Below are 14,758 nucleotides of genomic sequence, written 5' to 3'. Positions count from 1 at the left end.
CATGGAACACCAGGTGCTGGTGGCCGCGGCGGCGCGCTGCGCGCCCGCTCAGCTTATCCTTCCGGCATGTCAGTGCGATGACCGCGACGGGCGCCGCCGGGTCGGCACCCTGCCGCCCGGTAGACAGTGGCGACGGCGCGCGCCGGATTCGGCGTCGGGTCGCGCCGAACTGCTAAAGTCGCACGGTCATCTGGGAGGGATAGCGTGAACGCGCTCGTGAAGGACACTGCCGTCGCCGTCGATACGCCCGAAACCCGCATCATCGAGGCGTTGCTGGCCAAGGGCCGGCTCAAGGACGGCGACCTGGCGCGCGCGCGGCAGTTGCAGCGCGAGTCCGGCGGCGGCCTGCTGGCGCTGCTGGCGCGCCTGGGCCTGGTCTCCGAGCGCGACCATGCCGAACTCAGCGCCGAGGTCCTGGGCCTGCCGCTGCTGGACGCCAAGCAGCTGCCGGCCACCGCGCCGGAAAGCCTGCCCGAGGCGCAACCGTTGTCGCTGCGCTTCCTCAAGCAGTTCCATGTGTGTCCGCTGGGCGAGCGCGACGGCGTGCTGGAACTGTGGATGGCCGATCCGCACGACGCCTATGCCGCCGACGCGGTACGCCTGGCCACCGGCCTGCAGGTGCTGCCGCGGGTCGGCCTGCGCTCGGAGATCGACGACCTGATCGAGCGCTGGTTCGGCCAGGGCCGCAGCGCGATGGGCGCGATCGTGGAGACCGCCGACGGCGACAGCGTCGCCGCCGACGACATCGAACACCTGCGCGATCTCGCCTCCGAGGCGCCGGTGATCCGGCTGGTGAACCTGGTGATCCAGCGCGCGGTGGAACTGCGCGCCTCGGACATCCACATCGAACCGTTCGAGAGCCGGCTGAAGGTGCGCTACCGCGTCGACGGCGTGCTGATCGACGGCGAGAGCCCCCCGGCCAACCTGACCGCGGCGGTGATCAGCCGCGTCAAGATCATGGCCAAGCTCAATATCGCCGAGCGCCGCCTGCCGCAGGACGGCCGCATCATGCTGCGGGTGCAGGGCAAGGAACTGGACCTGCGCGTGAGCACCGTGCCCACCGCGCACGGCGAGAGCGTGGTGATGCGCCTGCTCGACCGCGAGACCGTGGTATTCGACTTCCACCGGCTCGGCTTCACCGACGCGTTCCTGCCGCAGTTCCGCAAGGTGCTGGAGCAGCCGCACGGCATCCTGCTGGTCACCGGCCCCACCGGCTCGGGCAAGACCACCACGCTGTACACCGCGCTGAGCCAGCTCAACACCGCCGACGTCAAGATCATCACCGTCGAGGACCCGGTCGAATACCAGATCGAGGGCATCAACCAGATCCAGGCCAAGCCGCAGATCGGCCTGGATTTCTCGCATGCGCTGCGCAGCATCGTGCGCCAGGACCCGGACATCATCATGATCGGCGAAATGCGCGACCTGGAAACCGCGCGCATCGCCATCCAGTCCGCGCTGACCGGCCACCTGGTGCTGTCCACCCTGCACACCAACAACGCCGCCGGCGGCATCACCCGCCTGCTCGACATGGGTGTGGAGGACTACCTGCTGACCTCCACCATCAACGGCATCCTCGCCCAGCGCCTGGTGCGGCGGCTGGAGCCGACCCACGCCGAGCGCTATGCGGCCTCGCCGGAAGAGATCGAGAAGTTCGAGCTGCGCCGGCTGCAGCCGGAGGGCGAGATCTTCCTGTACCGCCCGCGGCCCTCGGCGCTCGCCCCGACCGGCTACGTGGGCCGTACCACCATCATGGAATTCCTGGTGATGAACGACGCGCTGCGGCGTGCGGTGATGCGCCACGCCGGCATGGGCGAGATCGAGCAACTGGCGCGCGAGGCCGGCATGCGCACCATGTACGAGGACGGCCTGGCCAAGGCGCTCAGCGGCCAGACCACGATCGAGGAAGTGCTGCGCGTGACGGAGGAAACCTGATGCGCGCGGCATGCGCTCCGGCGATGGCAGCGTGGTGCTTCGCCATGCGCTCGCGGCCGGCGCCCGGGTACGCAGCGAACGTGCACGACGCGCTTTCCCACTCCCGATTCCCCATTCCCCATTCCCAGCCCTGATGCCCCTGTACCGCTACAAGGCCCTGGACTCGCACGGCGAGATCCTGGAAGGGCAGATGGAAGCCGCCAGCGAGGCGGAGGTGGCGCTGCGCCTGCAGGAGCAGGGGCACATGCCGATGCAGGCCCGGCTCGCCGCCGAGGGCGGTGGCACCTCGTTGCGTGGGCTGTTCCGACCCAAGCCGTTCGACGGCGCGGCGCTGGTGCAGTTCACCCAGCAATTGGCGACCCTGCTCGGCGCCGGCCAGCCGCTGGACCGCGCGCTGTCGATCCTGCTCGAGCTGCCCGAGGACGAACGCTCCAAGCGCACCGTCGGCGACATCCGCGACGCGGTGCGCGGCGGCGCGCCGCTGTCCACCGCGCTGGAGCGCCAGCACGGGCTGTTCTCGCGCCTGTACATCAACATGGTGCGCGCCGGCGAGGCCGGCGGCAGCCTGCACGACACCCTGCAGCGCCTGGCCGAATACCTGGAACGCAGCCGCGAACTGCGCGGGCGGGTGATCAACGCACTGATCTATCCGGCGATCCTGGTCAGCGTGGTCGGCTGCGCGCTGCTGTTCCTGCTCGGCTACGTGGTGCCGCAGTTCGCGCAGATGTACGAGAGCCTGGACGTGGCCCTGCCGTGGTTCACCCAGGCGGTGCTGAGCGTGGGCCTGTTCGTGCGCGACTGGTGGATCGTGCTGCTGGTGGTGCCCGGGGTGATCATCCTGGCGGTGGACCGCAAGCGCCGCGACCCCGCGTTCCGCGCCAGCTTCGACGCCTGGCTGCTGCGCCAGCGCTTCGTCGGCGTGCTGATTTCGCGGCTGGAGACCGCGCGCCTGACCCGCACCCTCGGCACCCTGCTGCGCAACGGCGTGCCGCTGCTGGCGGCGCTGGGCATCTCCCGCAACGTGCTGTCGAACCTGGCGCTGACCGCCGACGTCGGCGCCGCCGCCGACGACGTCAAGAACGGCCACGGGCTGTCGGCCTCGCTGTCCAAGGGCAAGCGCTTCCCGCGCCTGGCCCTGCAGATGATCCAGGTCGGCGAGGAATCGGGCGCGCTGGACATCATGCTGCTGAAGACCGCCGACACCTTCGAGCAGGAGACCGCGCAGGCCATCGACCGCCTGCTGGCGGCGATGGTGCCGGCGATCACCCTGGTCCTGGCCTCGGTGGTCGGCCTGGTGATCATCTCCGTCCTCGTCCCCCTCTACGACCTTACCAATGCGATTGGGTGAGGTCATGGCGGGCCGGGCCGGCGTGTCCGGCGCCGGGACTGCGGCGCCATGCAGCGCGGTGGCCTTGCCCGCAGCGCCCGCGCGGCGCGCCATGGCGGATGGGGCGCCGCACGCCCGCGCATGGCCTGGCCTCGGACGGCTGTCGCGGACTGTGACGCCGCGCGGTCCCGGGCGGGAACCTTCGGCCGTCGCCCCTGTCCCATTGCCAGCGGCGCCGCGCGCGCCGGCCGCGGCCGTGCGTGCGCGCGGCACGGATCCTCCGCTGCCAGGTGTGACGGCGTGCGTGACGCGCCGCTGTACCGCCGGCTGGCGCCGGCAGCCATCGTCACCGTGTTCGGCTACATAGGTCTTCCACCGCAAGGATCCGATGCAATGCGTACTCTCCGCCGCTCCCTGACCCGTTCCCCGTCCGCCGCACGCCAGGCGGGCATGAGCCTGCTGGAAATCATCATCGTCATCGTGCTGATCGGCGCGGTGCTGACCCTGGTCGGCAGCCGCGTGCTCGGCGGCGCCGACCGCGGCAAGGCCAACCTGGCCAAGTCGCAGATCCAGACCCTGGCCGGCAAGGTCGACAACTACCAGCTCGATACCGGCAAGCTGCCGTCCAAGCTCGACGACCTGGTCACCGCGCCGGGCGGCGTCAGCGGCTGGCTCGGCCCGTACGCCAAGCCCGCCGAACTGAACGACCCCTGGGGCCACCCGATCGAGTACAAGGTGCCCGGCGAAGGCCGCCCGTTCGACCTGATCAGCCTCGGCAAGGATGGCCAGCCCGGCGGCAGCAGTTACGACGCCGACATCAAGTACGAGTGATCCGGCGCCGTGATCCAGGCCCCTGCCGGCGCGCTGCGCTTCGGCGCGCCGGCGGGCGCGCCGGCTGCGCGTGCGCGCATGCGCGGCGTGTCGCTGCTGGAGATGCTGCTGGTGGTGGGCCTGATCGCGATCGCCGCGCTGCTGGCGGCCTCGGTGCTGACCGGCGGCATCGACGGCATGCGCCTGCGCTCGGCGGCCAAGGAGATCGCCTCGCAACTGCGCTACACCCGCACCCAGGCGATCGCCAGCGGCCAGCCGCAGCGCTTTCTGATCGACCCGCAGGCGCACCGCTGGCAGGCGCCCAACGGCCGCCACGGCGAGATTCCGCCGTCGCTGACGATCCGCTTCACCGGCGCGCGCCAGGCGCAGCGCCGCGACGGCGAGGGCGCGATCCAGTTCTTCGAGGACGGCGCCTCCACCGGCGGGCGCATCGAGCTGCAGGCGCGCCAGGCGCGCTGGCGCATCGACGTGACCTGGCTGACCGGCGAGGTCACGGTCGGGCGTGCGCCGGAGCAGGCGGGCTCATGAACCGCCAGCGCGGCTACACCCTGATCGAGGTGATCGTGGCGTTCGCGCTGCTGGCGCTGGCGCTGACCCTGCTGCTCGGCTCGCTGTCCGGCGCCGCGCGCCAGGTGCAGCGTGCCGATCAACTGAGCCGCGCCACCCTGTACGCGCAGTCGCTGCTGGCGGCGCAGGGCGTGGAGCAGCCGCTGCAGCCGGGGCGCAGCCAGGGCACGCTGGAGCAGGGCGGCTACCGCTGGACCCTGGACGTGGCGCCCTACGCGGATCCGCGGCGGCCGCCGGATGCGGCGGTGGTGCCCGGCGCGCCGACCCTGCTGCAACTGACCCTGCAGGTGCGCTGGGGCGAGGCGCCGGCGCAGGCGCTGCAGTGGAAGACCCTGCGCCTGGTCGCGCCGCAGAGCGCCGGGGTGCCGCAATGAGCCTGCGCGCGCCGCGCCGCGCCGGGATGCGCGGCTTCACCTTGATCGAGGTGCTGCTGGCCACGGTGCTGCTGGTCGGCGGCCTGACCCTGGCCTTCGCCACGCTGCGCTCGGCGATGGCGATCAGCGGCCGCGGCGAGGCGATCGCCGGGCGCAGCGAACGCATGCGTGCGGTCGAGGGCTTCCTGCGCCGGCGCCTGAGCGGCGCGCAGTCGCTGCCGCTGGACATCGACACGCACACCCTGCAGCCGGTGCGCTTCGTCGGCGAACCGCAGCGCATGCAGTTCGTGGCCGATCTGCCCGAGTACCTCGGCCGCGGCGGCCCCTACCTGCACGACCTGCGGGTCAGCGGCGACGGCGACCACCGGCAGCTGACGATCGCGCTGGTGCAGGTACAGGCCGGCAAGCAACTGGCCGAGACGCCGCCGCGTCCGCCCGAGCCGCTGGCGCGCGACCTGCGCGAGGTGCGCTTCCGCTACCGCGGCCTGGACCCGGAGCGCGGCACCATCGGCCCGTGGCAGGAGCGCTGGGAGCGCACCGACACGCTGCCGCTGCTGGTCTCGATCGAGCTGCGCAGCGGTGACGGCGTGGCGTGGCCGCCGCTGGTGGTGGCGCTGCGCCAGGCCGGCGGCGCGGAGATGCGGCAGTGAGCGCGGCACGCAACAACCGCGGCGCGGCGCTGGTGCTGGTGCTGTGGCTGATCGCGCTGCTGACCGCCCTGATCGGCGCCTTCGCGCTGACCGCGCGCACCGAGAACCTGCAGGGCAAGGTGCTCGGCGACGGCGCCGAGGCGCAGGAGCGCGCCCGCGCCGGCCTGGAATACGCGCTGACCCGGCTCGCCGGCACCGCCACGCAGCCGGGCTGGCGTGCCGACGGCCGGCGCTACCGTTGGCAGTACGAAGGCGCCACGGTCGACCTGCGGGTCACCGACGAGAGCGGCAAGGTCGACCTGAACATGGCCGATGCGCCGCTGCTGGCGGCGCTGGTGCGCGCGGTCGGCGAGGATCCGCAGCGCGCCGAGCGCATCGCCGCGGCGATCGTGGACTGGCGCGATCCGGACAACCTGACCCAGCCCAACGGCGCCGAGGATCCGGATTACGCCGCCGCCGGCCTGCCCTACGGCGCCAAGGATGCGCCGTTCGAGAGCCTGGCCGAACTGCAACTGGTGCTGGGGATGGACCCTGCGTTGTACGCCAAGCTGCTGCCCAACCTGACCCTGTACGCCGGCGTGTCGCGGCCGACACCGGACTTCGCGCCGGGGCCGGTGCTGACCGCGCTCGGCCTGGACGCGCAGCAGGTGCTGGCGCAGCGCGAACGCACCGACCAGACCCAGCTCGGCATGGTCGGCCTGGGCGGTGGCGGCACCTACAGCATCGAAAGCCGGGCGCGGCTGGGCAATGGCCGCGAGGGCGTGTTGCGCGCGGTGGTGCGCCCAGGCTCGTCGGCGCTGCCGGGCTCCGCCTACACTGTGCTGCGTTGGGAAGAAGGAACGACGGTGCGATGACGGCGTGGCGCGACACGATGGACAAACTTGGCGTACGCATCGCCCCCGGTGCGGGCGGGCTGCTGTCCTGGTGGCAGCGGTCGCTGATGGCGTGGCTGCCGCCGCGCTGGCAGCTGCAGCTGGGCTGGTCGCAGGCGCGGCTGCTGCTGTGGCGCCAGGGCGAGCAACTGATGCTGGCGCGGCAGGTCGAGTCCGAGCTGGGCGCGCCGCTGGCGTTGCCGTGGCCGCTGCTGCCCGACGAACTGGATGCGCTGCTGGGGCCGCGCCTGGCGGCGCTGCCGCGGGTGTGGCTGCTGCCGGCCGAGGCGGCGCTGCAACGCCGGCTGCGCCTGCCGGCGGCGGCGGCCGAGCACCTGCGCGAGGTGGTGAAGTTCGAGATCGACCGGCAGACCCCGTTCCAGGCCGACCAGGTGATCTACGACGTGCGCGCCGACGGCCGCCGCGACGACGCCCAGCTCGATGTCGAACTGGTGGTGGCCCCGCGCCGCGTGCTCGACGACCTGCAGGCCAGCGCCGGCGCGCTGCGCCCGACCCTGGCCGGCATCGACGTCGCCGGCAGCGATGGCGCGCCGCTGGGCGTGAACCTGCTGCCGCAGGAACAGCGCCACCGTCGCGCCGACCCGATGCGGCGCTGGAACGCGATCCTCGCCGCCACCGCGCTGCTGGCGCTATTTGCGGCCGGTTGGCAACTGCTGGACAACCGCCGCGACGCGCTGGAGCACCTGCGCACGCAGGTGGACAGCGGCGCGCAGCGCGCGCGCGCGGTGGCCGCGCAGCGCCAGCAACTGCTCGACCTGGTCGAAGGCGCCGCGTTCTTCGACCAACTGCGCGCCGAGCGCCCGGCCTCGGTGGAGGTCTGGAACGAACTGAGCAAGCGCCTGCCGGAGGGCACCTATCTGGAGAAGTTCTCGATCGAGGGCAATCAGTTGCAGTTGATCGGCCTCAGCAGCGAAGCCTCGTCGCTGGTCGGGCGGCTGGAAGGCTCGCCCCTGTGGCGCACGCCGTCGCTGACCGGCGTGCTGCAGGCCGATCCGGGCAGCCATCGCGACCGCTTCACCCTCACCGCCGAACTGGCCGGGACCAAGCGCAAGGAGGCCGCCGATGCCGGTGCAGGTCGATAAGCGCGACCGCTGGCTGGCCCTGGGCCTGCTGCTGGCGGCGCTGGCGCTGGGCTACCTGGTGCTGGTGCATCCGTGGTGGACCGTGCCGATGCGCGAGGTCGATGCGCAGCTCCAGGAACTGCGCCAGCGCGAGTTGCGCGTGCGCATGCAGTTGCAGCAGGCGCCGCAGGTGGCGCAACGGCTGCAGCAGGCGCAGCGCGAACTGGCCACGCGCCCGGGTTTCCTGCGCGAGACCTCGGCCGAGCTGGCCTCGGCCGGCCTGGTACAGCGCCTGGAGAGCGCAGTGGCCACGGCCAGCCCGGGCAACCGCAGTTGCGCGATCAGCAACCGCTCGCCGCTGGCCGCCGACAATCGCAGCGACCGCTTCACCCGGGTCGCGGTGCAGGTGCGCCTGCGCTGCGGCACGCCGGAACTGGCCGCCGTGCTGCATGCGCTGGAGAGCGGCACGCCGGCGCTGTTCATCGACAACCTCAACGTGATGGCGCAGCGCTACCAGCTCTCGCCGGGCGAAAGCGGCAACGGCCTGGACGTGGCCTTCGAACTGGCCGGCTACCTGCGCCCGAACGCGATGCCGGCGCCGCCGGCATCCGCCACGCCGGACCCGTCCGCGGCGGCGGCACCCGCCGCGACCGCCCCGGTGATGAACGCCGGCGGTTCCGCCGGCGCCGGGCCGAGCGAGCCGGCCACGGTGCCGTCGCCGCCGGCCGCGCCCGGCGCGACCAACCTGCCGGGCGCCCCGGCTGCCGCGCCGGCGGACCTGCCGCAACAGGTGGAGGGCCGCCATGCGAATTGAAGCGATGGGCCTGCGCACCGTGTGGCTGGGCACGCTGGCGCTGTGGGGCCTGCTGGTCTGGGCGCTGGGCCTGGGCGGACTCGGCGAGCGGGTGGCGCCGCTGCCCGACGATCCGTCGATGCTGCAGCGGCTGCCGGGCCTGCCCGCGGCCACCGCGCACCGCCTGGGCGATTTCTCGCAGTACGGCGAGATCGCCGCGCGGCCGGTGTTCGCCGAGGATCGCCGCCCGCATCCGTTCTTCCTCAGCGCCGACAACGGCCAGGCCGCCGCGCCCAACGTGCGCCTGACCGGCGTGCTGCTCACCGATCGCTTCAAGATGGCGACGCTGACCACCGAGCAGGGCGAGTCGCTGCGCCTCAAGGAAGGCGGCGACGCGGTGCAGGGCTGGCGGCTGCTGTCGCTGGCGCCGCGCCAGGCCACGGTCAGCGGCGCCGGCGGCACCCAGACCCTGGAGCTGAAGGTGTTCGACGGCAAGGGCGGGCAGCCGCCGACCGTGCTCGGCCAGGCCGGGCGCGCGGCCGCCGGGCAGGTGCCGCCGCAGGCCGCCGCGGGCAACGGCCAGCCCAACGCCGGCATGCAGCGTCCGCCGACCCCGGCCACCCCCACCACGGTGCCGAACCAGGCGCCGACCCCGTCCGCGCCCCAGCCCGCGTCCCCGGCGCCGTCGTCGGAGCAGTTGCAGGCGATCCGCGAACGGATCGAAGCGCGGCGCCGGCAATTGCAGCAACAGCGCCAGAACAACCCATCAGGCCAGAACCCTTGAAGAGTGATCGCATGACGCCGCGTCTGTTTTCCCTGTTCCTCGCCATCGGCCTGGTGGCCGGCTGCGCCACCACGCCCTCGCCGGACATCCGTCGCGGCGCCGCGATCAACCCCCAGGTGGGCGCGGCCGGCAGTACCCAGACCGACGGCCAGGGCGGCCCGGCCGATCCCAATGCCTTGCCCGAGCGCACCGCCCCGGTGATCCGCCGCGGCAGCGGCACCATGATCAACTCCGCGGCCGCCGCCGCGCCGGCGCCCTCGCTGGGCAATGCCAGCAGCGGCAGCGCCACCTTCAACTTCGAGGGCGAATCGCTGCAGGCGGTGGTCAAGGCCATCCTCGGCGACATGCTCGGGCAGAACTACGTGATCGCGCCGGGCGTGCAGGGTACGGTGACCCTGGCCACGCCCAAGCCGGTGTCGCCGGCGCAGGCGCTGAACCTGCTGGAGATGGTGCTGGGCTGGAACAACGCGCGCATGGTCTACAGCGGCGGCCGCTACAACATCGTCCCCGCCGACCAGGCCCTGGCCGGCACGGTGGCGCCGAGCACCGCCTCGCCGGCCAGTGCGCGCGGCTTCGAGGTGCGGGTGGTGCCGCTGAAGTACATCTCCGCCAGCGAAATGAAGAAGGTGCTGGAGCCGTACGCGCGGCCCAACGCCATCGTCGGCATCGACAGCTCGCGCAACGTCATCACCCTGGGCGGCACCCGCGCCGAACTGGAGAACTACCTGCGCACGGTGCAGATCTTCGACGTCGACTGGTTGTCGGGCATGTCGGTGGGCGTGTTCCCGATCCAGTCCGGCAAGGCCGAGCAGGTCGCGGCCGACCTGGAGAAGGTGTTCGGTGAGAACAGCAAGACCCCCAGCGCCGGCATGTTCCGCTTCATGCCGCTGGAGAACGCCAATGCGGTGCTGGTGATCACCCCGCAGGCGCGCTACCTGGACCAGATCCAGGAGTGGCTGGACCGCATCGACAGCGCCGGCGGCGGCGCGCGGCTGTTCTCCTACGAGCTCAAGTACATCAAGGCCAAGGACCTGGCCGACCGCCTGGCCGAAGTGTTCGGCGCCGGCGGCGGCAACCGCGGCGATTCCAACGCCTCGCTGATGCCGGGCTCGCAGATGAGCCAGTTGAACGGCGGCGGCCTGGGCGGCTTCAACGGCAGCGACAGCAGCAGCCTGGGCGGCGGCGTGGGCGGCAGCCTGGGCGGCAGTAGCGACAGCCTGGGCGGGAGCAGTTCTTCCGGCAGCAGCGGCGGCGGCCTGGGCAACGGCAGCCTGCAGCTGTCGCCGCGCACCGCCGGCAACGGCAGCGTGACCCTGGAAGTGCAGGGCGACAAGGTCGGCGTCTCGGCGGTGGAGGAAACCAACACCTTGCTGGTGCGCTCGACCCCGCAGGCCTGGCGCTCGATCCGCGACGTGGTCGAGAAGCTCGACGTGATGCCGATGCAGGTGCACATCGAGGCGCAGGTGGCCGAGGTCAGCCTGACCGGCGATCTGCAGTACGGCGTGAACTGGTTCTTCGAGAATTCGGTCAACGCCTCCGCCGATTCCACCGTGGCCAATTCCACCGGCCTCGGCCCGGGCGCAGGCTTGCCCAGCGCGGCCGGTCGCAAGATCTGGGGCGATATCGCCGGCAAGATCACCGGCAGCAGCGGCCTCGGCTGGACCTTCCTCGGCACCAATGCTGCGGCGGTCATCACCGCCCTGGACAAGGTCACCAACCTCAAGCTGCTGCAGACCCCGTCGGTGTTCGTGCGCAACAACGCCGAAGCCACCCTCAACGTGGGCACGCGGATTCCGATTAATTCCACTTCGATCAACACGGGTATCGGCACCGACACCAGCTACTCGTCGGTCCAGTACATCGACACCGGCGTGATCCTCAAGGTGCGCCCGCGGGTCACCAAGGACGGCATGGTGTTCCTGGACATCGTGCAAGAGGTCAGCACGCCGGGCGCGCGGCCGACGGCATGTACGTCCTCCAGCACCATCGTCAACAGCTCGGCCTGCAACGTCGATATCAACACCCGCCGGGTCAAGACCGAGGCGGCGGTGCAGAGCGGCGACACCATCATGCTCGCCGGCCTGATCAACGACAGCACCACCGACGGCAGCAGCGGCGTGCCGTACCTGAGCAAGTTGCCTGTGGTCGGCGCGTTGTTCGGACAGAAGACCCAGCAGAAGAACCGCAACGAAGTGATCGTGCTGCTGACCCCGACGATCGTGCGCAACCCGCAGGAAGCGCGCAATCTCACCGACGAGTACGGGCAGAAGTTCAAGGCCATGGAGCCGCTGCCGGTACGCGGCAAGAAGTAAGCGGGTGAGCCTGCCCATCGTGCTGCTGGCGGTCGGCGTCGACGACGTCGCCCTGGACGCCTGCCTCGGTGCGCTGGAGGAGAACACGCCGGCCGGTACCCGCGTGTGGCTGGCCGACGATGCGCAGGCCGGCCCGCGCGGCATCCGCGTGATCGAGGCCTGGCTGGCGCGCACGCGCCTGCAGGCCGACTACACGCGGCGGCCGCGCATGCTCGGCGAGGTGGCGCATATGGACGAGATGCTGCGCGCCTGCGGCGATGCCGACGTGGCGGTGCTGGCCGCCGATGCGCAGCCCGGGCCGGGCTGGCTGCAGCAGTTGAGCGCCTGCCTGGCGCGCGATGCGGCCATCGCCAGCGCCACGCCGTGGAGCAATGCCGGCGAAGCCTGTGCGTGGCCGCGGCTGGGCGAGATCAACCCGCTGCCCGAGGATCCCGAGCGCCTGGCGCGGACCTGCGCGGCGTTGCCGCCGCTGCATCCGGAACTGCCGTCGGCGGTGTGCCACGCGGTGGTCCTGCGCGGCGTGGCGCGGCAGCGCGCCGGCGGCCTGGACGCCAGCAGCTACGGGTCCTGGTATGCGGCGCTGACCGACCTGTCGCTGCGCATGGCCGGGCTCGGCTGGCGCAACGTGTTGTGCGAGACCGCGCATGTGGCCTGCAGTGGCGAAGGCCGCGCCGCCGACGGCGACATGGATGCGCTGGCCACGCGCTGGCCGGCCTGGCACGCGCGCCTGGCCGAGTTCCTGATGCACGATCCCTTGCGCGCCTGCCGTGAGGAATTCCAGCGCTTGTACGACACCTCGCCGCCGCCGGATCCGCAAGGCGCGCTGTTCGATGCCTAGTGCGTCTCGTGTCGAGGTCGCTTCCACATTCAGCCATGGTGACGACAAGTGCAAGAGCAAAGCTTTCGCCTTACGGCGAGTTACTTTTCTTTGCTCGCGCAAAGAAAAGTAACCAAAAGAAGCGCTTTACCACAGCCGAAGGCTGGTCAAGCGCGCCCTGCCTCGCGCCCTCCGCGCTGCGCGCTCCGGGTCCGCGTCCAGCGCGGGGATCCGCGGAAGGGGCATCCTGCCCCTGCCGCGGACGGCGCACATCCATGTGCGCCGCCCTTCGGGTTTTTCCCCGCGCTGGCCGCCGCTTCGGAAGGGAACCCGGTAAGTCAAAAGCAAGGCAAGAGCAACAACCAAAGCAAGAGCAACAACCAAAGCCAAGCGACCGCGACTCCCGCAGGGACTGGCGGTGATCGGTGTCCGGGCGCGATGTGGGAGGGAATCTCGTTCCCTTTTGTGGGGTCTAGTCCCGACGGCTTCCGAGGTCCGATCGTCCACCTACTCCGTTCGTCGTGGTTGCATGACAGTTGACTCCCACAGCGGCTTGCGGCAAGCCCGCCGGATGCACTGTGGGAGCGACTTCAGTCCCGACGCATTGCGCCATCGGAAAGCACGCACCGCTTTGCGCGTCGCGGCTGCATGACAGTTGACTCCCACAACCCCCGTGCCTGGTTGACATCGCCGCAGATCGGCTTATTTCGGCGGCGCGTACACGTCCACCGAGACTTCCAGCACGTCGTGGCGCCAGGATTCGATATCGAACTCCACCGCGCGGCCGTCGGCGGCATAGCTGACGCGCTGCAGGCGGAAGCAGGGCGTGCCGGCGGTGGATTGCAGCAGCGCGGCCTGCTCGGCGTCGAGCGTGGCCGGATACATCGACAGCCGGCTGCGCGCCTGCCGCAAGCCCAGGCGCTGGGTCAGCACCGCGCTCAGCGAGCCGGCCAGGTCGTGCTCGAGCAGGCGCGGCGCCCACGCGGCGAGGATGGCGTTGGTTTCCAGCAGCACCGCACGCCGCCCGATCCAGCGCCGGCGGCGCAGCACGAACATCTCGGTCGCAGGATCGTCCAGGTGCAGGTGCCGGGCGAGCGCCGCGCCGGCCGGCTGGCGCTGCGCGGCGAGCAGTTCGGTGCGCGGGACGCCGCCCTGCGCGGCCACGTACTGCATGAAGCCGGCGATGCTGTTGGGGTCGTGGCGCACCCGCGGCGCGCTGACGAACCAGCCGCGGCGGTTCTCGCGGTAGATGTGCCCGTCCGATTCGAGCTGCTGCAGGGCCTCGCGCAAGGTGATGCGGGTGCAGCCGAACAGCGCGGCCAGCTCGCGCTCCACCGGCAGGCGCTGGTCCGCCCGCCACTCGCCGGCGGCGATGCGCGCCAGCAGCGCATCGGCGATGCGTTGGGCGAAGCCGGCGGCGGTGGCGAAGCTCATGCGAAGTCCAGGGCGTGGCGAAGCGTGGCCGACAAGACTACGCCGCCGGCTGGCGAGTGCGGACGATGCGTGGATGTCTGCTGCGCGCTGTCCGCACATCCGACGACGGCTCGCACTGTGCCGCTGCGCACTTCGCCGGCACCGAGCGCGCTCAGGCGATGGCACGCGCGCGGCGCAGATCGGCCTGCCACAGGCGCAGTCCGTACACCGCCAGCACCACGAATCCGGCGTACAGCGCCGCGGTGGGATACAGGCCCTTGTACACGAACACGCCGACGTAGACGCAGTCCAGCACGATCCACAGGCCCCAGCTGGCCACACGCTTGCGCGCCGCCCAGACGCTGGCGACCACGCTGAACGCCGACAGCGCCGCATCCAGCCACGGCAGTGCCGCATCGGTGTGCCGGTGCATCAGCCAGCCCAGCAGCGCCGCGCCGGCGGCGCCGGCCAGCAACGAGCGCACGCCTTCGGCCCACGGCAACGGCCCGACCCGGACCTTGCCGTCCTCGTCCAGCCCCTGGCTCCAGCGCCACCAGCCATAGCCCTGCAGGACCACATACAGGCCCTGCAGCAGCATGTCCGAGTACAGCTTCCACTGATAGAACAGCCACGCGTATAGCAGCACCGCGACCACGTTGACCGGCCAGCACCAACGCACCCGCCGCGCGGTCAGCCACACGCCCAATACGTTGACCAGCACGGCGAGAAGTTCGAGGGGGGACATGGTGGGGTGGCCGGGAGTGGGGAGTGGGGATTCGGGATGGGGTGTGGTTCGCGAGCGCGGTGCATTGCGCGCGTTCGTGGAGCGGCTTCAGTCGCGCCCTGTCAGCGGTAGCGCGTCGCGGCTGAAGCCGCTCCCACAGGGGCTTGCGGCGAGCCTGTCGGGTGCACAGTAGAAGGGACTTCAGTCCCGACGCATTGCGCCACCGAAACGCACACCACTTCGCGCGTTTCCGCTGCATGGCAGTGGATCGCCACAT

13 protein-coding genes and 1 pseudogene are annotated in these 14,758 nt (G+C 71.5%); 12 read left to right on the top strand and 2 right to left on the bottom strand.

Going from position 1 to position 14,758, the window contains the following annotated elements:
* Positions 1-204: 204 nt before the first annotated feature.
* The 12 genes and pseudogenes from gspE to NKJ47_RS18225 all read left to right on the top strand — a co-directional run bounded on the left by gspE (position 205) and on the right by NKJ47_RS18225 (position 12,365).
* Positions 205-1,935: a type II secretion system ATPase GspE gene (gene gspE / locus NKJ47_RS18280; RefSeq protein ID WP_254459162.1), complete on the top strand. Its 1,731-nt coding sequence runs from the start codon at positions 205-207 to the stop codon at positions 1,933-1,935.
* 133 nt (positions 1,936-2,068) lie between these two features.
* On the top strand, positions 2,069-3,283 hold the full coding sequence (gene xpsF, locus NKJ47_RS18275) for a type II secretion system protein XpsF (RefSeq protein ID WP_254459161.1): 1,215 nt from the start codon (positions 2,069-2,071) through the stop codon (positions 3,281-3,283).
* Between the two features lie 372 nt (positions 3,284-3,655).
* Positions 3,656-4,093 carry a type II secretion system major pseudopilin GspG gene (gspG, locus tag NKJ47_RS18270; RefSeq protein ID WP_026143220.1) on the top strand — a complete coding sequence of 146 codons (438 nt, stop codon included), beginning with the start codon at positions 3,656-3,658 and terminating at the stop codon, positions 4,091-4,093.
* 78 nt (positions 4,094-4,171) lie between these two features.
* Positions 4,172-4,621 (top strand): type II secretion system protein XpsH, encoded by a 450-nt coding sequence (xpsH, locus tag NKJ47_RS18265; RefSeq protein ID WP_254461469.1) that lies wholly within the window; start codon positions 4,172-4,174, stop codon positions 4,619-4,621.
* Positions 4,618-5,034, top strand: coding sequence for a type II secretion system protein XpsI (xpsI, locus tag NKJ47_RS18260; protein WP_254459160.1), 417 nt, complete (start codon positions 4,618-4,620; stop codon positions 5,032-5,034). The genes xpsH and xpsI overlap by 4 nt, the downstream gene beginning before the upstream one ends.
* Positions 5,031-5,684, top strand: a complete 654-nt coding sequence (locus tag NKJ47_RS18255; protein ID WP_254459159.1) for a type II secretion system protein J — start codon at positions 5,031-5,033, stop codon at positions 5,682-5,684. Before xpsI ends, NKJ47_RS18255 begins: the two co-directional genes overlap by 4 nt.
* On the top strand, positions 5,681-6,538 hold the full coding sequence (locus NKJ47_RS18250; protein WP_254459158.1) for a general secretion pathway protein GspK: 858 nt from the start codon (positions 5,681-5,683) through the stop codon (positions 6,536-6,538). The genes NKJ47_RS18255 and NKJ47_RS18250 overlap by 4 nt, the downstream gene beginning before the upstream one ends.
* On the top strand, positions 6,535-7,659 hold the full coding sequence (locus NKJ47_RS18245) for a PilN domain-containing protein (RefSeq protein WP_254459157.1): 1,125 nt from the start codon (positions 6,535-6,537) through the stop codon (positions 7,657-7,659). The genes NKJ47_RS18250 and NKJ47_RS18245 overlap by 4 nt, the downstream gene beginning before the upstream one ends.
* Positions 7,640-8,296 (top strand): annotated as a pseudogene (gspM, locus tag NKJ47_RS18240) (type II secretion system protein GspM); the annotation flags it as partial. The gene NKJ47_RS18245 and the pseudogene gspM, both read left to right, overlap by 20 nt.
* 145 nt (positions 8,297-8,441) lie before the next feature.
* A complete protein-coding gene (gene xpsN, locus NKJ47_RS18235) occupies positions 8,442-9,215 on the top strand; it encodes a type II secretion system protein XpsN (RefSeq protein ID WP_254459155.1) in 774 nt (257 codons plus the stop codon).
* 11 nt (positions 9,216-9,226) lie between these two features.
* Positions 9,227-11,527, top strand: coding sequence for a type II secretion system secretin GspD (gspD, locus tag NKJ47_RS18230; protein WP_254459154.1), 2,301 nt, complete (start codon positions 9,227-9,229; stop codon positions 11,525-11,527).
* A gap of 4 nt (positions 11,528-11,531) precedes the next feature.
* Positions 11,532-12,365, top strand: coding sequence for a glycosyltransferase (locus tag NKJ47_RS18225; RefSeq protein WP_254459153.1), 834 nt, complete (start codon positions 11,532-11,534; stop codon positions 12,363-12,365).
* 681 nt (positions 12,366-13,046) lie between these two features.
* Here NKJ47_RS18225 and NKJ47_RS18220 read toward each other — a convergent pair.
* Entirely contained in the window at positions 13,047-13,778 is a 732-nt protein-coding gene (locus NKJ47_RS18220; protein ID WP_254459152.1) for a UTRA domain-containing protein, read from the bottom strand.
* 151 nt (positions 13,779-13,929) lie between these two features.
* Positions 13,930-14,502, bottom strand: coding sequence for a nicotinamide riboside transporter PnuC (gene pnuC / locus NKJ47_RS18215; RefSeq protein WP_254459151.1), 573 nt, complete (start codon positions 14,500-14,502; stop codon positions 13,930-13,932).
* Positions 14,503-14,758 lie beyond the last annotated feature (256 nt).

It is taken from the genome of Xanthomonas sacchari, assembly GCF_024266585.1.
Classification (GTDB): domain Bacteria; phylum Pseudomonadota; class Gammaproteobacteria; order Xanthomonadales; family Xanthomonadaceae; genus Xanthomonas_A; species Xanthomonas_A sacchari_C.
Note: the sequence above shows the minus strand (reverse complement) of the source record. Positions and strands in the feature narration are given on the sequence as shown.

Bases quoted from the DNA above. Each gene is read 5' to 3' on its own strand.
- NKJ47_RS18220 (WP_254459152.1), bottom strand. From the start codon at position 13,778: ATGAGCTTCGCCACCGCCGCCGGCTTCGCCCAACGCATCGCCGATGCG.
- gspG (WP_026143220.1), top strand. From the start codon at position 3,656: ATGCGTACTCTCCGCCGCTCCCTGACCCGTTCCCCGTCCGCCGCACGC.
- xpsN (WP_254459155.1), top strand. From the start codon at position 8,442: ATGCGAATTGAAGCGATGGGCCTGCGCACCGTGTGGCTGGGCACGCTG.
- pnuC (WP_254459151.1), bottom strand. From the start codon at position 14,502: ATGTCCCCCCTCGAACTTCTCGCCGTGCTGGTCAACGTATTGGGCGTG.
- xpsH (WP_254461469.1), top strand. From the start codon at position 4,172: ATGCGCGGCGTGTCGCTGCTGGAGATGCTGCTGGTGGTGGGCCTGATC.
- gspD (WP_254459154.1), top strand. From the start codon at position 9,227: ATGACGCCGCGTCTGTTTTCCCTGTTCCTCGCCATCGGCCTGGTGGCC.
- NKJ47_RS18245 (WP_254459157.1), top strand. From the start codon at position 6,535: ATGACGGCGTGGCGCGACACGATGGACAAACTTGGCGTACGCATCGCC.
- xpsF (WP_254459161.1), top strand. From the start codon at position 2,069: ATGCCCCTGTACCGCTACAAGGCCCTGGACTCGCACGGCGAGATCCTG.
- NKJ47_RS18255 (WP_254459159.1), top strand. From the start codon at position 5,031: ATGAGCCTGCGCGCGCCGCGCCGCGCCGGGATGCGCGGCTTCACCTTG.
- xpsI (WP_254459160.1), top strand. From the start codon at position 4,618: ATGAACCGCCAGCGCGGCTACACCCTGATCGAGGTGATCGTGGCGTTC.